Source organism: Clavibacter sp. AC415 (assembly GCF_979252985.1).
In genome coordinates this window covers 13,919-35,906 of the sequence record NZ_CEEDAR010000001.1, presented here as the reverse complement: position 1 = coordinate 35,906, position 21,988 = coordinate 13,919, and the positions used below count along the sequence as shown (strand labels likewise).

Below are 21,988 nucleotides of genomic sequence, written 5' to 3'. Positions count from 1 at the left end.
GACAGCGGCTCGCCGAGGGCGGTCCGCTCCACCTGGCCGAGAGGCCACGGACGAACGAGCTGACCATGACAGACACCACCTCAGCCCCCCGCATCGTGCTGACCCGGCCCAAGCGCGGCGGCGGGGGCGAACCCCACCACCGAGTACTCGGGCCTGCTCAACACGGTCCGCGACGCGGGTCTCCTGAACCGCCGCGTCGGGTTCTACGTGCTCATGTTCGCCGGCATCACCACGGCCCTCGTCGGGCTCGGCGCGGGCTTCGTGCTCCTCGGCGACAGCTGGTTCCAGCTCCTCATCGCCGCGGGGCTCGGCATCATCTTCACCCAGTTCGCGTTCCTCGCCCACGAGGCCTCGCACCGCCAGGTGTTCGAGTCGGGCAAGGCCAACGACATCGCGGGCCGCACGCTCGCCAACCTCTTCGTCGGCATCAGCTACTCCTGGTGGATGACCAAGCACTCGCGCCACCACGCGAACCCGAACGTGCTCGGCAAGGACCCGGACATCGAGCGCGACGTCATCTCCTTCACCCCGGAGGACGCGGCGCGCGCCAAGGGCGTCTACGGCTGGTTCACCCGCCACCAGGGCTACGCCTTCTTCCCCATCCTCATGTTCGAGGGCCTCAACCTGCACGTCCACGGCTTCCGCACCGTCTTCGGCCGCGGCAAGGTCGACAAGCGCTGGCTCGAGATCTCCATGCTGTCCACGCGCATCATCGCCTACCTCGCGGTCGTCTTCTTCTTCCTCCCCCTCGGCATGGCCTTCGCCTTCGTCGGCGTGCAGCTCGCGGTCTTCGGCGTCTACATGGGCGCCTCGTTCGCCCCGAACCACAAGGGCATGCCCGTCCTGCCGAAGGACTCCAAGGTCGACTTCCTCCGCCGCCAGGTGCTCACCTCGCGCAACATCAAGAGCACGTGGCTGACCGACATCTACATGGGCGGCCTCAACTACCAGATCGAGCACCACCTGTTCCCGAACATGCCGCGGCCCGCGCTGAAGCGCGCCCAGGTCATCGCCAAGGAGTACTGCGCGACGCACTCGATCCCCTACACGGAGACCACGCTGCTGGCCTTGTACGGCATCGTCGTCGCGTACCTCGACCGCGTGGGCCTCTCGGCCGGCGGCGACCCGTTCGACTGCCCCGCCTCGGCGGCGTTCGGGCGCTGATCCCGCTCCCCGTCCACCCGACGCCCCCTGTGCGCCGCCCTCCCCGGTGGCGCACAGGGGGCGTCGTCGTGGTGGCGGGCTCCGTGGAGGCCGCGGTCGCTACCGGGAGCCCCAGTCCCAGGACGGCGCGCTGAGGGGCCCCTGCCCGCGGAGCCGCGTCTCCCCGAACGGCTTCTCGAGCACCAGCTCGCCCGCCTCCGCGTGCTCCGCCACGGCGGCGGCGAGGCCCGGCGCGTGGGTGACCACCAGGATCTGCACGTGGCGCGACGCCGCCGCGATGAGCTCGCCGAGCGCCGGCAGGAGGTCCTGGTGCAGGCTCGTCTCCGGCTCGTTGAGCACCATGAGCTCGGGCGGAGCGGTCGTGAGGAGGGCGGCCGTGAGCATGAGCATCCGCAGCGTGCCGTCCGACAGCTCGGCGGCGTCGAGCACGCGCAGCATGCCGGGCTGCCGGAGGCCGAGCGAGAGCACGCCGTCCTGGGAGCGGACGACGACGGTCGAGCCCGGGAACGCCCGGTCGACCAGGGCGTCGAGCGCCGCGCCATCGCCCCACTCCCGGATGGTCTGCACCGCAGCCGCGAGATCCGAGCCGTCGCTCGCGAGGACGGGCGTGCGCGTGCCGACCCGCGGCCGGCGCGCGGGGGCGTCGGCATCGGTGCGGAGGTGGTCGTAGAAGCGCCACCCGCTCATGCGGCGCCGGAGGATCATCGCCTCGGGGCTCGTGACCGCGTCGGCCACCTCGCTGAGCACGCTGAGGTGCGGCGGCACCATGGCGGGCACGTGCATCCAGCCGTCGGTCTCGTCGCGGACGCGCGCGTCCTGCCACCGGCGCTCCAGCACGAGCGACCGCGGCCGGGCCATGGGGCCGCTGAAGAGCAGCTCGCGCTTGATTTCCGGATCCCGCCCGAACATGGTCGGCGGCCGGGCCGACGGGTCACGCTGCGGGATGCCGAGGTCGACGAGGTAGCCGAGGTCGTCGCCCGCGAAGCCGAGCCGCAGCGCGATGGGGCCCTTCCGCATGGTGCCCTGCACCTCGTGGTCGCCGTCGCGCATCGCACGGCTGAGCCCCTCGGGCCCGGCCCACAGGACGGCCTCGAGCCCTCCCTCGCGGGCGAGCGCGCCGACCGCCCCGCCCTGGGCCATGTCGGCGATGAGGCGGAGCGCCCGGTAGACGTTCGACTTGCCGCTGCCGTTGGCGCCCGTGACGACGTCGAGGCCCGGTGAGGGGCAGCGCCAGGTCGCGGACGGAGCGGTAGCCGGAGACGGCGAGGGTGCGGATCATGGGGCGACCCTCCCATGCACGCCCGACAGGGGCCCGCGCGGGGTCAGGCGTCCTGCGGCACCCGCACGGTGAGCCCGCCCGGCAGCACCTGGATCTTGAAGCCCACGGCCTTGCCGAACGGGTCGCCGTCGAGCTCGATGTCCTCCTCCTTCTCGAGCCGGACCACGACCTCCTCGGCCGTGCGGTACTCGAGGGCGCGGACCTCCTTCTCGGGCCCCATGAGGCGACGGCCCGCGGCGGTGCGACGGATGACGCCGTTCTCCCACGCCACCTTCACCCAGATCTGGATCCAGCCGAAGAGCCCCTCCGGGCGCATGAGGACCACGTCGAGGATGCCGTCGTCGACCGCGGCGTCCGGCAGCAGCAGGATGTTGGCGGGCAGCGAGCCGCAGTTGCCGACGATGAGCGTGTGCGCCCGGCGGCGGTGGGTGCTGCGTCCGTCGATGCGGTAGCGCAGCCGCAGCTGGTCGCGGTCGCGGAGCGCCTTGAAGATGGCGTCGACGTACGCGAGCCAGCCGACCCTCTTCTTCAGCTCCGAGTCGGTGTTCGCCAGCATCTTCGCGTCGATGCCGACGCCCGCCATGACGACGAAGACGTGCTTGTCGCGCGTCTCGTCCTCGCGCAGGATCTCGATGTCGGCGAGGTCGACCTTCCGGTCGTGGCCGGAGAACGCGGCCTGCAGCGAGTGCTCGACGTCGTTGAGCGTGAGCTTGAGGTTGCGGGCGAGGAGGTTGCCCGTGCCCGAGGGCAGGAGCCCGAGCGAGACGCCGGACCCGGACATGCCCTCGGCGACCGCTCGGACGGTGCCGTCCCCGCCCGCCGCGATGACCATGTCGACGTCGTGGGACAGCGCCTCCTCGGCCGCGCCGCGGCCCGGGTCGTCCACGCTGGTCTCGAACCAGAGGGTCTCCTCCCACCCGGCGACGCCGGCCGCGTGCGCGACCTTCGCCTTCAGGGACGCGAGGTCGACCTTGACGGGGTTGTAGACGACGGCGGCGCGGCGTCCGGACCCGTCGGCGGGTGAGGGTGCGGGAGCGGAGGCGGGGGTGGAGGACGTCATCATGGTCACCCTACCGACGCGGGAGCCCGGCGCGGGGCCGCGGGTCCCCGGACGCGTGGGGCGGCTGAGGACGACGGAGCCGACCCGCGCGCGGGGCGCGGGTCGGCTCGGTCGTCGGACGGGCGGCGGCGTCAGGAGCGCCGGGCCTCGTCCTCGTCCCCGAGGGGCTCGCGGTGCTCCGCCACCTCCGGGTCGATCGCGTCGACCGAGAGCTGGAAGTGGTCGCCGTGCTGCTCGACGCCGTGGACGACCGCGTCGCGCATCATCTCGACCGCGACCTGGCGGCGCACGATGAGCGGATCCGTGCGCAGCTCGCTCCACAGCGCGTAGCACGCCACCAGCATGACGATCACGAACGGGAGCGACGCCACGACCGTGAGGTTCTGCAGCCCGGTCAGGGCCTCCGTGCCTCCCCCGCCGATGGCCAGCATTATCGCGGCGACCGCGCCCATGACGACGCCCCAGAACACGACTACCTTGCGGCTCGGGTGCAGGGCGCCGCGCTGCGACAGCGTCCCCATCACGATGGACGCCGAGTCGGCGCCCGAGACGAAGAAGATGGCGACGAGCAGCATGACGAGCACGGTGCTGACGCTCGCGAGCGGGTAGTGCTCGAGCAGCTGGAAGAGGGTCGAGTCGGACACCACGGCGCCGTCGATGGTCATGTCGCCGTCGGTCTGCTGCGCGTGGATGGCGGAGCCGCCGAAGATGGAGAACCAGACGAGCGCGACCAGGCTCGGCGCGAGGAGCACGCCCACCACGAACTCGCGGATGGTGCGGCCGCGGCTGATGCGCGCGATGAACATGCCGACGAACGGCGTCCACGAGATCCACCAGGCCCAGTAGAAGACCGTCCAGCTGGAGAGCCAGGCGCTCATCTCGTCGCCGCCGGTCGCCGCGGTGCGCGACGCCATCTCGGTCATGTCGCCGAGGTAGGCGCCGAGGGTCGCGGGGATGAGGTTGAGGATGAGCAGCGTCGGGCCGACGACGAAGACGAAGGCCGCGAGCACGACGGCCAGCACCATGTTGATGTTCGACAGCCACTGGATGCCCCGGGCGATGCCCGAGACGGCGGAGAAGATGAACGCGATCGTGAGCACGACGATGATGCCGATGAGCAGCGGCGCCGTGGCCTCGTCGACCCAGCCGTTGAACTCCAGGCCCGCGCCGATCTGGGTCGCGCCGATCCCGAGGGACGCGGCGGAGCCGAACAGCGTGGCGAAGATGGCGAGCATGTCGATGACCCGGCCCGCCCAGCCCTCGGTGCGCTTCGTGCCGAGCAGCGGCTGGAAGATGGAGGAGAAGAGCTGCTTGCGTCCCTTGCGGAACGTGCCGTAGCCGATGGCGATGCCGGCGACCGCGTAGATGGCCCAGGGGTGCAGGCCCCAGTGGAACATCGCGGTGGCCATGGCCGTGCGGATGGCGGCCTCCGACTCCGGCTGCGTGGTGCCGGGCGGCGGGGAGACGAAGAAGCTGAGGGGCTCCGCGGCGCCGAAGAACATGAGGCCGATGCCCATGCCGGCGCTGAACATCATCGCGATCCACGACACCGTCCTGAACTGCGGCTTCTCGTCGTCCGCGCCGAGCTTGATGCGGCCGTAGCGGCTCGCGGCCAGCCAGATGACGAAGATCACGAAGAAGCTGGCGGCGAGCACGAACAGCCAGCCGGTCTTCTCGATGACCCAGCTCTGCGCCGCGCCCGAGATGGACGCGAGCCCGTCGGTGCTGACGATGCCCCAGACCACGAAGCCGACCGCGAGGACGGCCGTGACGCCGAAGACCAGTCGGTCGATCCGCGGGTGCTCGGGCTCGTACAGGTCGACGGACCCGGTGAAGCGGGCCTCGAGGAGACGGTGGTCGGAGTGGTCGCGGCGCGGGGGCCGGGTGCCGTCGGGGCCGGATCGTCGACCCGGGAGGAGCCTGTCGAGGAGTCGTTCTGCGGACGTTCGCGTGGAGGTCATGGAGGGGATGGGCTCCTGGAGGCTGGATGTCGGGCGCCGTCCGCGGGGGTCCCGCGAGCGACCGGGTGAGTCTAGGCGGGGGCCTGGCGATCAGCCGATTCGTGCCCCGGCGCCCGCCTTCCGCTATGGGGAGGGGTGGGACGTCGCCGGTCGTCAGGCCCGCGGCAGGGAGGCAGGGACGGCCAGCGGGAGGGTCGCCACCACGCGCGTCCCGTGCCCGAGGCGGCTCGTGATCCGCACCGCGCCGCCGTGCGCCGTCACCGTGCGCTCCGCGATGGAGAGCCCGAGGCCGAGCCCCGGGACCGCACCGTCGCGCGCCGACTGCGCACGGAAGAAGCGGTCGACGACGTGCCGCTGGTCCTCCTCGCTGAGGCCCACGCCCGTGTCGACGACCGAGAGCACGGCCTCGTCGCCCTCCCGGGCGAGGACCACGTCGATCCGGCCCGACGGCGTGAACAGCACGGCGTTCGCGACGATCGCCTCCACGACCTGGACGAGGCGCTCCGCGTCGCCGTCCAGCGCGATCCCGGGCTCCAGCCGCGCCTCGAGCGCGAGACCGCGCTCGGCCGCGCGCGCGGCGGCCGCGTCGACGACCGCCCGCACCAGGGCGGTGAGGTCCACCGGGCCGCGCCGGAGGACCGGCGCCGCGTCGGCGCCCGCGAGGAGGGAGCCGATGATGGCCGCGAGCTGGTCGACGTTCCGCTGGATGACCGCCAGCTCGTCCGCGATGCCGAGCTCCGCCGGATCGTGGAGCTCGTCGAGCAGGTCGAGGTAGCCGACGATGCTCGTGAGCGGCGTCCGCAGCTCGTGCGAGACGGTGGCGAGGAACTCGTCGCGCACCTGCACGGCCTGCGCGAGGTCCGTCACGTCGTAGGCGGCGAGGACGGTGCCGGTGCGCTGGCCCGCCCGGCGCCCGATGGCGCGGACGGAGAGCACCAGGGCGCGCTGGTCGCCCGGCTGCCCCACCCAGTACACCGGGCCGTGGACCTTGTCGGCGTAGAGCGCCTCCAGCAGCAGCCTGCCGTCGCGCGCTACGGGCGTGACGCGGTCGGATCCGAAGACGGCCGTCGCCCGGCCGGTCGCGTGGTCGTACCCCGCGATGTCGAGGAGCGCCCGCACGGCGGCGTTGCGGATGACGGGCCGGTCGTCCGCGTCGAAGAAGACGATGCCGACGTCGACGGCGTCGGCCACGTCGCGGATCGCGGCCGTCTGCTCGCGGGATTCCTCGAGCAGCCGCGCCTGCGCGGCCGTCGCCTCCGCGAGCTCCCGCCGGTCGCGCCGCTGCGCGGCGGCGGCCTGCGCGGCTGCGGCGACCAGCAGGGAGGTGAGCAGGAGGCCGCCGAGGAGGTCGGCCCATCCGGCGCGGGTCGCGGGGAGCCCGCCGTCGCGGAGGACCGGGAAGAGGGTGATGGCGAGCGCGCCCGCCACCGCGACGGGCACCCCGCCCGAGGGGAACCCGAAGACCAGCCACAGCAGCGGGAAGATGACGAGCAGGGACGCCGCCGGCAGGGACGCCGCCGTCGCGTCGCGGAGGAGGGCGACCGCGACGAGGTCGAGCGCCGGCACCGCGATGATGACCGCGGACGGGACGCGGCTGGCCGCGATGACGGCGCCGAGCGCCGATCCCGCCACCACCAGCGCGAGCGCGGCCACGTAGGCGGGATCGCCCTGGATCCCGGGCTCCACCACGGCGACGATGACCGCGACGACCGCGCAGCTGAGGAGGAACGGGATCTGCGCGCGCGTCGCACCGCGCCGCCGGCGGGCGTCGACGGGGGACGGCCGGGCGGGGGCGGGAGAGGGCATGCGCCGCGCTCCTCGCTCGGCGTCGGGTGAGAGCCGTCGCCCGAGCCTAGACCGCGGGCTCCGCGCCGCACCCCTCGGATGCTCCCGCGAGGCCCTTGAGCCGGAGCCGGGACGGGCTTGCGGGAAAGCTCATCGGGACTTGCGGATCCCCAGCGGGTGGCTTGAGACCGCTCCGTCAGAGTGGTGATCGTCGAAGGAACACCGGTCGGCACCGCGGGAACGCCGACGAGGCGCCGCCGCGGGACCGGAGACGACCGGCGGGCAACCCACCCGCCGCCTCCCCCACAGCATGCGCGGCACACCGCGTACGAGAACAGGAACTCCCCATGAACAAGATCGTCTCCGGTGCCGTCGCGGGTGCCGCTGGAATCGTCCTCCTCCTCGGCGGCGCCGGCAGCTTCGCGCTGTGGAACGCCAACGCCACCGTCGCGGCCTCCTCCGTCTCCTCCGGCAACCTGGCCCTCGCCGCCGACACCACGGGCGTCTGGACCGACATCACCAACGGCGGCAGCAAGGTCGTCGACCCCGCGACCTACCGCATCGTCCCGGGCAACGTCCTGCAGTACAAGAGCGCCCTCACGGTCACGGCGACCGGCGACGCGCTCTCCGCGGACCTCACCTACAACCCGCTCTCCATCACGGGCGACGCCGCGCTGAAGGCCGCCGTCACCACCAAGCTCGACGTGACCTCGACCGACGCGAGCATCACCGCCGGCACCGCCGCGAACACCTTCACGGTCAAGCCCTCGACGGCTGCCTCCAAGGTCAACGTGGTCCTCACGGTCACCTTCCCCTCCACCGCGACGACCGGCCAGAACGGCACGCTCTCCTTCGACAAGCTCGCCTTCACGCTCACGCAGCGCACGATCTAGTCCCGTACTCCCCTCTCCGCGGTGACGACGCCCGCGGGGAGGGGCTCCACCCGCACCACCCGCACCACGATCCGGAACGAGGACGACATGCCGAGGAACGAGCCCCCGCCCCACGTCCCGCACGCGGTCGCCGCTCCGCCCGGCCCGTCCGCCGCAGCCCCCTCCGCGCCGCCTGGCTCACCACGGGCCTCCTCATCGCCGTCGTCGTCGCCTCGCTCACCGCGACCGGAGGCAGCTACGCGCTGTGGAACGGCGCGGCGAGCACGCAGCCCGCGAGCGTCTCGAGCGGCACCAGCGGCCTCGTCATCACCCAGCAGTCGGCCCTCGACGTCTCCCGCCTCCTCCCCGGACAGGGCGCCCTCGGCACCTTCACCGCGCGGAACACCGGGACGGTAGCCTTGGACGTGGCCGTATCCGCCCGAGGCACCTCCTCGAACACCGCCTTCCCCGGCGAGCTGTCGGTGCGCCTCGGCCCCGTGGCCTCCGCCGCCGCCTGCGTCTCCGGCGCCACCACCTGGTCCGGCCGCCCCGGGCAGCTGACCACCACCGGGTCCTTCACCCGCATCCAGCCGGGCGCCTCGGCCGTCGTCTGCACCGAGGTCGTCCTCGACCAGGACGCCCCGCAGTCCGTGCAGGGCGCCACCGCCCAGCTGACCTTCGCCGTCGTCGGCACGCAGGTGCAGCCGTGAGCCGCCGACCCCGCGCCGCCCGCCGGCCGGGCCGCCTCCACGCCGCGCTCCTCGTCGGCCTCACCGTGCTCCTCGTCGGGATCGGCGGCACCGCCGGCCACGCGCTCTGGGCGTCGACCGTCACGACGGGCGCGAACGTGCAGAGCGCGACCGTCGCGGTCACCGAGGCGGGCTTCGACCGGCTCGCGGGCGAGGTCACCGCGCAGAGCCCCAGCCGCACGGCCACGGTCCTCGTCACCAACACGGGGTCGACCCGCGCCGCGTGGACCGGCACCATGACGGCGGCCTTCACCACGGCCGACGACCAGTACCTCGCCCGCAACGTGCGCGTCGTCGCCTGGACCGCGACCGGGTCGACCTGCACCGCCACCACCGCGCCCGGATCCGATGCCGCCACCGGCAACTGGATCGTGCCGCCCGCCCTGTCCGGCACCCTGTCCGCCGGCCAGGCCGCCACCTGGTGCGTGCGCACGACCGCGACCGCGTTCCCGAGCGGCGCCGCCGGCCTCACCGCGACGCTCACCACCGTGCTCGGCTCCGGCAGCTGGACCGGCCGCGACACCGCCGCCGCCCGGCAGACGACCCCCGCGCCCGCCGTCACCGGCGGCTTCAGCTGCCAGCCGACCGACGGGAACTGGTACGTCATCGTGGGCTGGGACGTGACGAAGGCCCCGCTCGAGACCTGGTACGCGGTCATCGTGAACGGCACGACGATCGCCAAGTCGCAGGGCTACTACGGAAAGGCCACGATCAGCGCCGCCGAGGTGCCCGCGACGCTCGCCGCCGACGGCCCCGTGAAGGTGCGCGTCGATCGCCTCGACGCGAACGACCGGAGCGTCGGCCAGGTCGCCGGCGGCACCATCACGGCCATCACGCAGAACGGCGCCCGCGGCTTCCGCTGCGCCTGACCCCACCCGAACCGAGCCGGACGACACGAGAATGAGCCCCCTCCTCCCCCGCATCCGCCGCCCGCGGCAGGCCGACGCCGCCGACCGCGCGGCCCACGACGCCGGGCGCCCCGCCGACGGCGCGGCGCCCGCGCAGCCCGAGGACGGCACGCGGCCCCGCGGCGCCGTCGCGCAGCTGCTGCGCTCCGTGGGCGTGGGCCTCAGCGTCGGGATCCTGCTCCTCGTCGTCGCGCTCGCGGGCGTGCTGCTCGTGGTGCCGAAGGCCACCGGGTCGGTGCCGCTCACGATCCTCACGCAGTCGATGGAGCCGACCCTGCCGCCCGGGACCCTGATCGTGGTGCGGCCGGTGGACACCGACGCGCTCGAGGTCGGCGACGTGGCGACCTACCAGATCCGCTCGGGCGACCCCGCGGTCATCACGCACCGCATCACCGCCATCTCCTCCGCCTCGGACGGCTCGCGGTCCTTCACCTTCCAGGGCGACAACAACGCGTCGCCGGACTCGCTGCCGGTGGCGCCCGGGCAGATCCAGGGCGAGGTCTGGTACTCGGTGCCGCTCGTGGGCTGGGCCAACCAGGCCGTCAACGGGCAGGCCCGCGGCTGGATCATCCCCGCCGCCGCGGTCGCGCTCCTCGCCTACGCCGCGGTCACGATCGTGACGGGCGCCGTGCAGGCCCGCCGTCGCCGTCGGGCGTCCGCCGCCGGGGACGCCGCCGCCGCGGACGTCGTCGGAGCGTCCGACGAGGCGGCCGTCGACGAGCGCCGGTCCCGCGGACGCCACCGCGGCTGAGCGCACGACGGGATCCGGCTCCACCGGACGATCCCGCGGCAGAGCCTGCCTGCAGCATGGCGCCCGCACGACCGACGGCCCGGCCGGACCCGCGAGGGGCCGGCCGGGCCGTCGGTCGTGCGGGCCGCGGGTCAGCGCCCGGAGCGGCGCTTGCTGTACACGTCGAACGCGACCGCGAGCAGCAGCACCAGTCCCTTGATGACCTGCTGCCACGCCGCGTCCACGGAGAGGATCGACAGGCCCTGGTTGAGCACGCCCATCACGAGGCCGCCGATGACCGCGCCGACCACCGTGCCCACGCCACCCTGCACCGCCGCGCCGCCGATGAACACCGCGGCGATGGCGTCGAGCTCGAAGCTCTGGCCGGCCGAGGCGACCGCGCTCCCGGCGCGCGCTGTGCTGACCACGCCCGCGAGCCCGGCGAGGAGCCCCATGTTGACGAAGATGAAGAAGTTGACCCACTGGGTCTTCACGCCCGACATCATCGCGGCGAACAGGTTGCCGCCCATCGCGTACACGTGCCGCCCGAACACCGTGCGGGTGAGGAGGAACGAGTACAGGAGCACGAGCGTCGCCAGGATGATCAGGATGATCGGCGTCCCGCGGTTGTACGCCAGCAGGTAGCAGAGGTACATGATCGCGAAGACGGCGATGGCCGTGCGGATCCAGAACGAGGCCCCGCGCTCCCGCGGCAGCTCGAGCTTGCGGAGCGTGGCGCGGGTGCGCAGCTGCTGCACCACGAGCGCGAGCGACACGAGCGCGCCGATCCCGAGGGTGATGAGGTCGGGCGCACCGGTCGTCGGCAGGTTGCCGCTGCCGATGGAGTCGAACTCGGCCGGGAGGCCCGAGATCGTGCCGCCCGTGAGCAGCACCAGCGCGACGCCGCGGAAGACGAGCATGCCCGCGAGCGTCACGATGAACGCCGGGATCCCGACGAAGGCCACCCAGAAGCCCTGCCACGCGCCGATGAGCGCGCCGACGACGAGCGAGAGGACCACCGCGGTCCCCCACGGCAGGCCCCACTCGTTCATGCTGAGCGCGGCGACCGCGCCCACGGTCGCGACGACCGAGCCCACCGACAGGTCGATGTGGCCCGCGATGATGACGATGACCATGCCCATCGCGAGGATCAGCACGTACGCGTTCTGCTGGATGAGGTTCGCGACGTTGCCCGGGTAGAGCAGCCGCCCCTCGGTGAGGATCTGGAACAGCAGGATGATGACGGCGAGGGCCGCGAGGATCCCGTACTGGCGGAGGTCGACCCGGCGGCGCGGGCGCTTCTTGATCCCGTCCGGCGTGGGAACGTCCGGCGCGGTGGCCTGCTCGGGGATGACGGTCACTGGTCGACTCCTGACTTCCGGCTGGCGGTCATGTGCCGCATCAGCTCCTCCTGTGTCGCGTCGGCCCGGGTGACCTCGGCGGTGAGCCGCCCCTCGGCGATCGTGTAGATCCGGTCCGAGAGGCCGATGAGCTCCGGCAGCTCGGAGGAGATGACGATGACCGCCTTCCCCTCGGCCGCGAGCTGGTTGATGATGCTGTAGATCTCGTACTTCGCCCCACGTCGATGCCGCGGGTCGGCTCGTCGAGGATGAGGACGTCGGGACCCGAGTAGATCCACTTGCTGAGGACGACCTTCTGCTGGTTGCCGCCGGACAGCTTGCCGACCACCGCCGCGACGTCGGGCGTCTTGATGTTCATCTTCTTCCGGTAGTCGTCCGCTACCGCGTACTCGCGGTGGCGGTCGATGACGCCGAGGCGGACGAGCTTGGAGAGCGCGGCGGCCGAGACGTTTACCGTGATGCTGCCGATGAGGTTGAGCCCGTAGCGCTTCCGGTCCTCGGTCGCGTACGCGATGCCGTTCTTGATGGCCTCGCTCACGGTGCGCGTGCCAGGATCTCCTTGCCGTCCTTGAAGATCCGGCCGGTGATGCCGGAGCCGTAGGAGCGGCCGAAGATGCTCATCGCGAGCTCGGTGCGGCCGGCCCCCAGTCGAGGCCGGCGAACCCGACCACCTCGCCCGCGCGGACGCTGAACGACGCGTCGTCCACCACGATCCGGTCGACGTCCACCGGGTGGTGCACGGTCCAGTTCTCCACCCGCAGCTTCTCCTCGCCGATGCGCGGCTCGCGCGGCGGGAACTGGGCGTCGAGCGGGCGGCCGACCATGGCGCGGATGATGCGCGTCTCGATCTCGTCCGAGTCGGTGACGGGGAAGGTCTCGATGGTGCGGCCGTCGCGGATGACCGTGACGTCGTCGGCGATCGCCCGGATCTCGTTGAGCTTGTGGCTGATGATGATGCTCGTGATGCCCTCGTCGCGCAGCAGGCGGATGAGGCCGAGCAGGTGCGCGGAGTCGTCGTCGTTGAGCGCGGCGGTCGGCTCGATCGAGGATCAGGAGCTTGACCTCCTTGGAGAGCGCCTTCGCGATCTCCACGAGCTGCTGCTTGCCCACGCCGAGCTCGAGCACGCGCGTTGCCGGGTTCTCGTCGAGCCCGACGCGCCGCAGCAGCTTGACGGCCTCGAGGTTCGTGCGGTTCCAGTCGATGACGCCGCCGCGCGAGAGCTCGTTGCCGAGGAAGATGTTCTCCGCGATGGAGAGGTAGGGGCTGAGCGCGAGCTCCTCGTGGATCATGACCACCCCGTCGCGCTCGCTGTCGTTGATGGATCCGTAGCGGACCTCGCGGCCGTCGATGGTGATCGTGCCCTCGTACGAGCCGTGCGGATACACGCCGCTGAGCACCTTCATCAGCGTCGACTTGCCCGCGCCGTTCTCGCCGCAGATGGCGTGCACCTCCCCGCGGCGGACGGTCACGTCCACGCCGTCGAGGGCGCGCACGCCGGTGAACTCCTTGACGATGCCGGTCATCTGCAGGATGACGTCGTTCATTCCTGTTGCTCCTGGTTCCCGTTCGGGTCGGTCGCGCGCGCCGGATCGGCGCGCGCGGGGTGGAGACGGATGCGCGGCCGACGGGCGCCCGGCGTGGTGCCGGGCGCCCGTCGAGCCGGCGGTGCGGGCTACAGGCCGACGTCGGAGGCCTTCAGGAAGCCGGAGTCGATCAGCGTGGTCTGCACGTCGTCCTTCACGACCACCTGCGGGTCGAGCAGGAACGACGGGACGACCTGCTTGTTGCCGTTGTCGTACGAGTCGGTGTCGTTGACGGTGACGTCGTCGCCGGCCACGATCTCGCCGATCATCTTCTGGACCTGGTCGCCGAGCGCCCGGGTGTCCTTCCAGACGGTCATGGACTGCTTGTCCGCGAGGATCGCCTGGACGTTCGCCTTGTCGGCGTCCTGGCCGGTGATGACGGGCCAGTCGGCGCCGGGCGCGTAGCCGGCGCTGGAGAGCGACGCCTCGATGCCGAGCGCGAGGCTGTCGTTCGGCGAGAGGACGACCTGGACCTTCTGGCCGCCCGTGTAGAAGGACTGCAGGCGGTTGTCCATCTCGGCCTGCGCGTCGTCGGATCCCCAGCCGAGGATGCCGATGGACTGCCAGTCCTCGCTCGTCGCCGGCGACTCGCCCGAGGGCACCGTCAGCTTGCCGCTCTCGACGTCAGGGCTGGAGGACGTCCCAGGCGCCGCCGAAGAAGAAGCCGGCGTTGTTGTCGTCGGGGCTGCCCGCGAACGGCTCCATGGTGAAGGGCCCGGCGGCGTTGTCGAGGTCGAGCTGGTCCTTGATGAACTCGCCCTGGAGCTGACCCACCTTGTAGTTGTCGAAGGTCGCGTAGTAGTCGACCGCGTCGGTGCCGTTGATGAGGCGGTCGTACGCGATGACGGTGACGCCCTGCGTCTTCGCGTCCTCGAGGGCCGGGCCCAGGGTCTTGCCGTCGACGGCCGCGACCACGAGGATCTTGGCGCCGCCCGCGACCTGGTTCTGGATCTGGCTGATCTGCGCGTCCGTCTTGTTGTCGGCGTACTGGAGGTCGACCGCGCAGTCGTCGGCCTCGAGCTTGGTCTTCAGGCCCTCGCCGTCGTTGATCCGCCGCTCGAGGCTGCGGGTGGGCATGGAGATGCCCACGTTGCACTCGGTGCCGGACTCGTCGCCGCCACCGGCCGAGCCGGTGTTCGTGGCGCCCTGGGGCGCGCGCGCGGTCATGCCGACGGCGACGCCGGCGAGGAGGAGGAGGGAGCTGATCTGTCGTGCGTGTCGTCCGGATGCCATGTCGGCGGGTCCTCTCGGGTGGCCCGCCCGGGCCGTGCGGGCACCGGGCCGCGCGTCGTCGCGGGAGCCGTGCGGTGCGCCGACGCGTCCTCGGGTCGGGTGCTGCTGTGGTGTGGAGGTGCTGGGCGACGCGGAGCGGACAGCCGGTCACGGGCCGTGCCGCACTTTTGTCGTCGGTCAGAACTTATCCATTTCCCTGGCCGCCGATACGGCTCCGGCCAGACGTTACCCAAGCGTTACCGCGGTGTCCCGCGGTCGGGGGCGGCCGCGCGGTCGGCGGCCGTGCCCGCGCGGATCGGACAGGCCCTCGCGCGGGGGCGGACGGCGGCGTAGACAGGTCGGATGAGCATCGATCGCCGCCCCGCGCGGCTCCCCCGCGTCCTCGCTCCCCTCGCCCTCGCCGCCGCCATCGGGCTCGCCGGCTGCACGGGCTCCCCCGGCGGATCCGCCACGACGCCGCCCGCCGACGGGCCCGCGAGCGTCGCCCCGACGTCGGCCCCCGCACCCTCGGCGTCCGCGACCCCGGCCGCCTCCGACGGCGCCACCGGCGACCCGGCCGCCTCCGGCGAGGACGCCCGGTGCACGGTCGACCAGCTGACCGGATCCGTCGCGCCCGCATCCGGACCCGGCGGCGACCCCGGCGAGGGCGCGGGGATGAGCCAGCAGCGCGTCACCGTGGTCGTCGCCAACGCGTCCTCGACCGCCTGCAGCCTGCAGGGCGGGCCGGGCGTCTCCTTCGTCGGCGACGGCGACGGCACGCAGCTCGGCGTCCCCGCGACGCTCGACCGCGCCGCCGACCACCCGACCGTGCGGCTCGCTCCGGCGCCTCGCGCCCAGGCGCCGCTGCACTACACGGAGCCGGGCGTGTACGCCGACGCCGAGTGCGGCACGACCGACGCCGACGGCCTGCGCGTCTACCCGCCCGGATCCACCGCGTCGCTCTTCATCGCGTGGCCGCAAGCGGCGTGCACCACCGCGGACCACGCCCTCCTCGAGGTGGGCGGCTTCGTCGCGTCCTCGTGATCCGGGACGCCCGCGCGCGTCGGCTCAGGCGTCGGCGGGCCGTGTCGCGGACGGCAGCAGGCCCAGCTCCATCGCCAGCGTGACCGCCCGGGTCCGGTCGCCGACGCCCAGCTTCTCGAAGACGTGGAGCAGGTGCGTCTTCACGGTCGCGGGCGTCACGTGCAGCTCGGCGGCGATGCGGGCGTTGGTGCGGCCGATCGCGACGAGGGCCAGCACCTCGGTCTCCCGGGGGCTGAGGGCCGGCGCCGGGGCGGGCGGATCGGCGGCCGGTCGGGCCACCTCGCGCACGAGCAGCGCCGCGATGGCGGGCGCGAGGGCCACCTCGCCGCGCGCGACGGCGCGGACGCCCGCGAGGATCTCGTCCTCCGGCGCCGCCTTCAGCAGGTACCCGCGGGCGCCCGCCTCGATGGCCGTAGAGGATGCTCGCGTCCGTCTCGTAGGTCGTGAGCACGAGCACGCGCACGTCCGGCGCCTCCTCGCGCATGCGGGCGGTGGCGCCGACGCCGTCGAGGACGGGCATGCGGAGGTCCATGAGGACGACGTCCGGCCGCTCGGCGCGGGCGAGGGCGACCGCCGCCACGCCGTCGGCCGCCTGGCCCACCACCTCGATCCCCGCGGCGGAGGCGAGGAGGGCGGCGAGGCCGGCCCGGACGACGGGGTGGTCGTCGACGACGGCCACGCGGATCGGCCCCGCGGCCGTGCGCGCGCCGCCGGTCATGCGCGTGCCCGCGCGGGGACGGGCGCCGCCGCGGGGAGCGCCGTTGCGTGCGCGGGGATCCGGGCGGTGAGCCGCGTGCCGTCAGGGGCCGCTCGCCCACCTCGAGCAGTCCGCCCGCGGCGTCGAGCCGGCGCCGCATCCCGTCGAGCCCGTAGCCGGAGGACGGGCTGCCCGCGTCGAAGCCGCGGCCGTCGTCGTGGACGCCGAGCACGACGTCGGCGCCCGCGCGCGCGAGCACCAGCTCCACCGCGGTCGCGCCGGCATGGCGGCGGACGTTCGCGAGGCCCTCCTGGGCGCAGCGGAGCAGGATCACCTCGGCGTCGCGGTCGACGACGCCCGCGCCGTCGGCGGTCCGCACGCCGACGGGGATCCCCGTCTCCCGCTCCATCCGGGCGCCGAGGCGCGCGAGCGCGGGCCCCAGGCCGTCGCCGAGCTCCACGGGGGCGGTGGCCGCCACGATGGACCGGGTCTGCGTGAGCGCGTCCCGCGCGCTCTCCTCGAGGAGCGCGAGGGTCGCGTCGGCGGCGTCCGCGTCGGCGCCGCGCAGCTCGCGCCGGCCGCGCTGGGCGAGCATCACGAGGCCCGTGAGGTCCTGGGCGACCGTGTCGTGCAGGTCGGCCGACAGCCGCTGCCGCTCGCGCGCCGCGCCCGGCCTCGCGGCCGAGCTCCTCGACCTGCGCCTGCGCGGCCCGGAGGCCCTCGAGGAGGTCCAGCCGTTCGCGGCTGAGGTCGGCGATCCGGGTGATCCAGAGGCCGAGGGCGATGCTCCCGCCGAGGCTCAGCCCCTGCGACACGGCCGTGGTGGGCAGCGCGCCCGGCAGGTCCCCGAACCCCGCGACGAACCCGAGGGCGATCGACGCGGTGAGCACGAGGGTGCCGAGCACGGCGTCCCGCCGCGCTCGTCGTGAGCAGCCAGACGAGCGGGCACAGCACGCACTGCACGACCGCGAACGACGACATGGTCGCGACGCCCCACGTGGCGACGGGGATCACGAGCACGAGGAACACGACGGCCGAGCGCTCCGGGCGCTCGGGAACCGAGGCGGCCGCGGCCGCCGACGCCACGAGCGCCGGGCGGCCCACCACGAGGTACAGCGCCGACATCGCCGCGACGGCCGCCAGCGTCGGGGCGGGGTCGTCGAGCCCGGTGACGGCGAGCACGACGAGGAGCGCCATGGTCACGGCGTAGGCGACGTGCACCCAGCGGGTGGGGATCATGCCCCGAGCCTGCCAGCCGCCGGGTGCGCGCGCACGCTCAGGAGTCCCGTCGGATCCAGCGGAACGTGACGGCCGCCGCCAGCGACCGTGCCGAGGACGAGCCACAGGAGGAGCACGACGAGGACGCCCCCGAGGTCCCACGACCCGCCGGCCTCCACGGCCGCGAGCGCCTCGGGCAGGAACACGGCGCGCATGCCCTGCGCCATCCACTTCAACGGCAGGAGGGCCGCCGCGTCCTGCAGCCAGCCCGGCAGCATCGTGAAGGTCAGGTAGACGCCGCTGATGAACTGCAGCACGAGCACGATCGGCGTGATGACGGCCGTCGCGGAGGCGCCGGAGCGCGGGATGCGGCTGAGCGCGATGCCCAGCACGGCCGACGACGTGATGCCGAGGGCGTAGACCCAGGCGGCCGTCGCCCACCGGCCCGCGTCCGTCGGCAGCTCCACGCCGAAGGCGACGCGCGCGACGAGCAGCAGCACGGCGATCTGCAGCAGGGAGGTGACGATGACCTGCCCGGCCTTGCCGAGGAAGTAGGACAGCACGGGCAGGGGCGATCCCGCGAGCCGCTTGAGCGTGCCGTCGCTGCGCTCCATGGCGATGTCGACGGCGAGGTTCTGCACGCCGCTCAGGAGGATGCCCGCGGCGATCATGCCCGGCAGGTAGTAGGCCGCGGCGGAGACGCCGCCGGATCCGTCGGGCGCCGTGCCGAGGTTGCCCGCCGAGCCGAAGGCGACCGAGAAGATCGTCAGCATGATCACCGGGAAGAGGAACGTGAAGATGATCGTGTCGGTCTGCCGGAAGTAGCGGCGCACCTCGTAGCGGATCCGGTGGATCCCGAGGGCGATCACGCCCGGGAGCGCGGCGGCGGCCGGGGCCGGAGCGGTGCGGGTCTCCCCGGCGGGACGGACGGCGCTCATGCCGCCACCTCCTCGGCGGGCGTCGCGGGCGCGGCGGGTGCGACGGTCGCGGACCCCGCGCCGGCGAGCAGCCCCAGGTACACGTCCTCGAGGCTCGGCCGGACGATGCGCAGGTCCCGCGGCTCGCCGCCGGGGGTGGCGGCCGACAGCCGCGCGACGAGGGCGCCCGGGGTGCGGGTGCGCTCGTCGTGGGCGCCGTCGTCGTCCCGCCAGAGCACGCGCGGGATCCGCGCCTCCTCTCCCCCGATCTCGTCGAGCCGGCCCATCGCCACCAGGCGACCGCCCGCGATCACGGCCGCCCGGTCGCCCAGCTGCGCCGCCTCGTCGAGGTAGTGGGTGGTGAGGAGGATGGTCGTGCCCTCGGCCTTGAGCTCGCGCACCAGGTCCCAGAACCGGTGCCGCGCCTCCGGGTCGAAGCCCGTCGTCGGCTCGTCGAGGAACAGCAGCTGGGGCGGCCGATGATCCCGAGGGCCACGTCCACGCGCCGTCGCTGGCCGCCCGACAGCGCGCGCAGCAGGGTGCCGGCCTTCTCCGTGAGGCCGACGGCCTCGATGGTCGCGTCGACGTCGCGCGGCCTCGGGTACATGCGCGCGAAGTGCGCCACCTGCTCGCGCACCGTCATCGCGCCGCTCTCGGAGCTCGACTGGAGCACCATGCCGATGCGGGCGCGCCAGGCGCGGCCGCCCTTCGCCGGGTCGACGCCCAGCACCGTCGCGGAGCCGCCGCTGCGCAGCCGGTACCCCTCGAGAATCTCGATGGTGGTGGACTTTCCCGCGCCGTTCGGCCCGAGGAGCGCGAACGTCTCGCCGCGGTGGATGTCGAAGGTGACGCCCTGGAGCGCGGTGGTCGTGCCGTAGGTCTTCTCGAGGTCGCGCACGCTGACGTGCTCCTCGACGGCTGCTGTGGTCATGGGTCCAGCGTGCCGGTCGCGCCGCGGGAGCGGAACGGCCGAGCGGTGCGATCCGCGGCATCCGCCGATCGGTGGATGCGGCGCTCCCTCGCGTGGGGGTCGCCCGGGTCCCGGCGCGACCGCCAGGCTGGGCGCATGACCACGAGCCCGACGCCCGCGCCGCCGACGCCCTACAGCCGGCCCGTGGCCGCCGGGGAGCGCATGCTCGCGCCCGACCTCCTGCGTGGGATCGCGCTGCTCGGGATCGCGCTCGCCAATTCGGTCTACTTCATCTCCGGGCGGCCGCTCGGACCGCTCGCGCGCCCGACGGACGGCACCGCGCTCGACCACGTCGCCGACGCGCTCGTCGGCACGCTCGTCGACAACCGCGCGTTCCCGCTGTTCACGATGCTCTTCGCGTACGGCTTCACGGTGGTCCTCCGACGTCAGGCGGCCGCGGGCGTCGACGGCCCGCGCGCCCGCGGGCTCCTGGTCCGCCGGAGCCTCGGGCTCATGCTGTTCGGGGCGCTGCACGTCGTGCTGCTCTTCGAGGGCGACATCCTCCTCTCGTACGGGATCCTCGGGCTCGGCCTCGCGGCCGCGTACCGGGCAGGCGACCGCGTCGTCCGGCTGCTCGTGTGGGCCCCCGCGATCGTGTTCCTGATCGTCGCGGGCGCCGACGGGTTCAGCGCGGACGACGGGTCCGGCTCCGCGCTCGGCCTCGGCGGCGACGGCTCGTTCCTCGGAGACCTCGGTTCGCGCGCGATCGCCCTGGCCGCCATCCTCGTCGCGACGCCCGTGTCCGTCGGGGCGCTCGTGCCGCTGGCCGCCCTCGGGATCCTGCTCGGCCGCCGCCGGGTGCTCGAGGACCCGGCCGCCCACCTGCCGCTGCTCCGTCGCCTCGCGCTCATCGGCCTGCCCGTGAGCGTGCTGGGCGCGCTGCCGCTGGTGCTCGCGACCGTCGGCGCGCTCGACGCGGGTCCCGTCGCCCTCTACCTCGTGGCGGTGCTGCACGGAGCGACGGGCGTCGGCGGGGCGCTGGGGATCCTCGGCCTCGTGGGCTGGGCGGTCGCCGCGCGGGCCCGCCGCGGGGATCCGGCGCCCGGCCCGGCGCTCGGGGCCCTCGCCGCCGTCGGCCGCCGCTCCATGAGCTGCTACCTGCTCCAGTCGGTGCTGTTCGCGATCCTGCTGGAGCCGTGGTCGCTCGGGCTCGGCGTGGGAGCGGGCTCGGCGCGGATCGCGCTCGTCGCGATCGGCGTGTGGCTCGTCACCGTCGCATCCGCCGTGGCGCTCGAGCGCGCGGGGCGGGCGGGGCCGGCAGAGTGGGCGATCCGCCGCCTCGCCTACGGCCGGCCGACGCCGGGACCCGCGGGCCCTCCGGCGCCGGCCCACCCGGTCAGCGCGGGATGAGCCCCTCGGCGCGGTAGCGCTCGAACAGCTCGAGGAAGCTGTCGAGGGTGCGGTGATGGGTCGTGAACCCGGCCAGCCGGCTCTTGCTGATGTCGGTGACGACCTCGATGTCCCGGCCGAGGTCGGCGTCGGTGTGCCACCACGACGCGATGCGGCCGAGGTCGGCCTCCACGAGCCCGGCCTCGCGGGCGATGCGCGCCCACTCGTCCTCCATGCCCGCCATCTGCGCCTCGAGCGGGCGCGGCGCGTCCTCGAAGCCGACGGGCTCCACGCCGAAGCGGGCGGCGAGACGCGGCCACATCCAGCGCCAGCGGAAGACGTCGCCGTTGACGACGTTGAAGGCCTCGTCCCGGCCCGCCTCCGTCGTCGCGGCCCAGACCATCTGCTCGGCGAGCACCGTCGCGTCGGTGACGTCGGTGAGGCCGTCCCACTGCGTGCGGCTGCCGGGGAAGACGAACGGGAGCCCGAGGTCGCGGCAGATCGACCCGTAGACGGCGAGGGTCAGGCCCATGTTCATCTGGTTGCCGACCGCGTGGCCGATGACCGTGTGGGAGCGGTGCACCGACCAGGTGAAGCCCTGGCGGGACGCCGCGGCGAACAGCTCGTCCTCCTGCGCGTAGTAGAAGTTCGGCGCGTCGAGGCGCGGCTCGTCCTCGTGGAACGGGGTGTCGGGCATGGCGCCCTGGCCGTACGCCTCGAACGGGCCGAGGTAGTGCTTGAGGCCGGTGACGAGCGCGGCGTGGACGACGGGCGCGCCGTCGACGGCGGCGAGGAGGTCGCGGACCATGCCGCCGTTGACGTCGATGTTCTCCTGCTCGGTGGCCTGGCGGGACCACGCGGTGAAGAAGACGTGCGTGGGGCGCTCGTCGGCGAGGGCGCGGCGGAGGTCGTCGGCGGAGCGCAGGTCGGCGCTGATCCAGCGCACGCCGGGCCTCTCGGCCCCGGCGCGGCGGCTGAGGGCGAGCACCTGCCAGCCCTCGGCCGTGAGCCGCTCCACGAGGGCGGATCCGCTGATGCCGGTCGCGCCGACGACGAGCGCCGTGCGGCCCGCGGCCGGCTCGGACGCGAGCGCGGGATCGGCGACGCACGGTGCGGGGACGGGGGTCTCTCGGATCTCGGTCATCCCC

Annotated in this window: 13 protein-coding genes and 7 pseudogenes; 7 read left to right on the top strand and 13 right to left on the bottom strand. The window is 73.7% G+C overall.

Annotated features, from left to right (window positions below):
• Positions 1 to 213: 213 nt before the first annotated feature.
• A complete protein-coding gene (locus ACZ411_RS00175; protein ID WP_464167560.1) occupies positions 214 to 1,164 on the top strand; it encodes a fatty acid desaturase family protein in 951 nt (316 codons plus the stop codon).
• A gap of 99 nt (positions 1,165 to 1,263) precedes the next feature.
• Here the strand turns inward: ACZ411_RS00175 and ACZ411_RS00170 are convergent.
• From ACZ411_RS00170 to ACZ411_RS00155, 4 genes and pseudogenes are all read right to left on the bottom strand, one after another.
• Positions 1,264 to 2,443, bottom strand: a pseudogene (locus ACZ411_RS00170) (AAA family ATPase).
• Positions 2,444 to 2,486: 43 nt separating this feature from the next.
• The gene (locus ACZ411_RS00165; protein ID WP_094116952.1) at positions 2,487 to 3,503 is read right to left on the bottom strand and encodes a diacylglycerol/lipid kinase family protein; all 1,017 of its coding nucleotides are present in this window, start codon (positions 3,501 to 3,503) and stop codon (positions 2,487 to 2,489) included.
• 131 nt (positions 3,504 to 3,634) lie between these two features.
• On the bottom strand, positions 3,635 to 5,464 hold the full coding sequence (locus tag ACZ411_RS00160; RefSeq protein WP_464167557.1) for a BCCT family transporter: 1,830 nt from the start codon (positions 5,462 to 5,464) through the stop codon (positions 3,635 to 3,637).
• A 153-nt stretch (positions 5,465 to 5,617) separates the two neighbouring features.
• Positions 5,618 to 7,270: a sensor histidine kinase gene (locus tag ACZ411_RS00155; protein ID WP_104290596.1), complete on the bottom strand. Its 1,653-nt coding sequence runs from the start codon at positions 7,268 to 7,270 to the stop codon at positions 5,618 to 5,620.
• A 326-nt stretch (positions 7,271 to 7,596) separates the two neighbouring features.
• On the opposite strand from ACZ411_RS00155, the gene ACZ411_RS00150 reads away from it, so the two are divergent.
• From ACZ411_RS00150 to ACZ411_RS00135, 4 genes are all read left to right on the top strand, one after another.
• Positions 7,597 to 8,142: an alternate-type signal peptide domain-containing protein gene (locus tag ACZ411_RS00150; RefSeq protein ID WP_464167553.1), complete on the top strand. Its 546-nt coding sequence runs from the start codon at positions 7,597 to 7,599 to the stop codon at positions 8,140 to 8,142.
• A gap of 404 nt (positions 8,143 to 8,546) precedes the next feature.
• Positions 8,547 to 8,831 (top strand): hypothetical protein, encoded by a 285-nt coding sequence (locus ACZ411_RS00145; protein ID WP_464167551.1) that lies wholly within the window; start codon positions 8,547 to 8,549, stop codon positions 8,829 to 8,831.
• On the top strand, positions 8,828 to 9,739 hold the full coding sequence (locus ACZ411_RS00140; protein WP_464167549.1) for a hypothetical protein: 912 nt from the start codon (positions 8,828 to 8,830) through the stop codon (positions 9,737 to 9,739). The genes ACZ411_RS00145 and ACZ411_RS00140 overlap by 4 nt, the downstream gene beginning before the upstream one ends.
• 31 nt (positions 9,740 to 9,770) lie before the next feature.
• The gene (locus ACZ411_RS00135; protein ID WP_464167547.1) at positions 9,771 to 10,529 is read left to right on the top strand and encodes a signal peptidase I; all 759 of its coding nucleotides are present in this window, start codon (positions 9,771 to 9,773) and stop codon (positions 10,527 to 10,529) included.
• A 131-nt stretch (positions 10,530 to 10,660) separates the two neighbouring features.
• Here ACZ411_RS00135 and mmsB read toward each other — a convergent pair whose 3' ends face one another.
• The 3 genes and pseudogenes from mmsB to ACZ411_RS00120 form a co-directional block, all read right to left on the bottom strand.
• Positions 10,661 to 11,869, bottom strand: a complete 1,209-nt coding sequence (mmsB, locus tag ACZ411_RS00130) for a multiple monosaccharide ABC transporter permease (RefSeq protein WP_464167545.1) — start codon at positions 11,867 to 11,869, stop codon at positions 10,661 to 10,663.
• Positions 11,866 to 13,414 (bottom strand): annotated as a pseudogene (gene mmsA, locus ACZ411_RS00125) (multiple monosaccharide ABC transporter ATP-binding protein). The gene mmsB and the pseudogene mmsA overlap by 4 nt, the downstream one beginning before the upstream one ends.
• Before the next feature lie 128 nt (positions 13,415 to 13,542).
• Positions 13,543 to 14,686, bottom strand: a pseudogene (locus tag ACZ411_RS00120) (substrate-binding domain-containing protein).
• A gap of 342 nt (positions 14,687 to 15,028) precedes the next feature.
• Between ACZ411_RS00120 and ACZ411_RS00115 the strand changes: the two are divergent.
• The gene (locus ACZ411_RS00115; RefSeq protein WP_464167543.1) at positions 15,029 to 15,709 is read left to right on the top strand and encodes a DUF4232 domain-containing protein; all 681 of its coding nucleotides are present in this window, start codon (positions 15,029 to 15,031) and stop codon (positions 15,707 to 15,709) included.
• A gap of 24 nt (positions 15,710 to 15,733) precedes the next feature.
• Here ACZ411_RS00115 and ACZ411_RS00110 read toward each other — a convergent pair.
• The 5 genes and pseudogenes from ACZ411_RS00110 to ACZ411_RS00090 all read right to left on the bottom strand — a co-directional run bounded on the left by ACZ411_RS00110 (position 15,734) and on the right by ACZ411_RS00090 (position 19,472).
• Positions 15,734 to 16,427, bottom strand: a pseudogene (locus tag ACZ411_RS00110) (response regulator transcription factor).
• A 493-nt stretch (positions 16,428 to 16,920) separates the two neighbouring features.
• A pseudogene (locus tag ACZ411_RS00105) lies at positions 16,921 to 17,004 on the bottom strand (hypothetical protein); the annotation flags it as partial.
• Entirely contained in the window at positions 17,001 to 17,645 is a 645-nt protein-coding gene (locus tag ACZ411_RS00100; RefSeq protein WP_464167541.1) for a hypothetical protein, read from the bottom strand. The gene ACZ411_RS00100 and the pseudogene ACZ411_RS00105, both read right to left, overlap by 4 nt.
• Before the next feature lie 37 nt (positions 17,646 to 17,682).
• A pseudogene (locus ACZ411_RS00095) lies at positions 17,683 to 18,562 on the bottom strand (ABC transporter permease).
• A pseudogene (locus ACZ411_RS00090) lies at positions 18,559 to 19,472 on the bottom strand (ABC transporter ATP-binding protein). The pseudogenes ACZ411_RS00095 and ACZ411_RS00090 overlap by 4 nt, the downstream one beginning before the upstream one ends.
• A gap of 135 nt (positions 19,473 to 19,607) precedes the next feature.
• Between ACZ411_RS00090 and ACZ411_RS00085 the strand changes: the two are divergent.
• Entirely contained in the window at positions 19,608 to 20,861 is a 1,254-nt protein-coding gene (locus ACZ411_RS00085) for a DUF418 domain-containing protein (protein ID WP_464167539.1), read from the top strand.
• On the opposite strand, the gene ACZ411_RS00080 is transcribed toward ACZ411_RS00085, so the two are convergent.
• Positions 20,848 to 21,984, bottom strand: coding sequence for an SDR family oxidoreductase (locus tag ACZ411_RS00080; RefSeq protein WP_464167537.1), 1,137 nt, complete (start codon positions 21,982 to 21,984; stop codon positions 20,848 to 20,850). The two genes, ACZ411_RS00085 and ACZ411_RS00080, sit on opposite strands and share 14 nt — an antisense overlap.
• Positions 21,985 to 21,988: the final 4 nt, after the last annotated feature.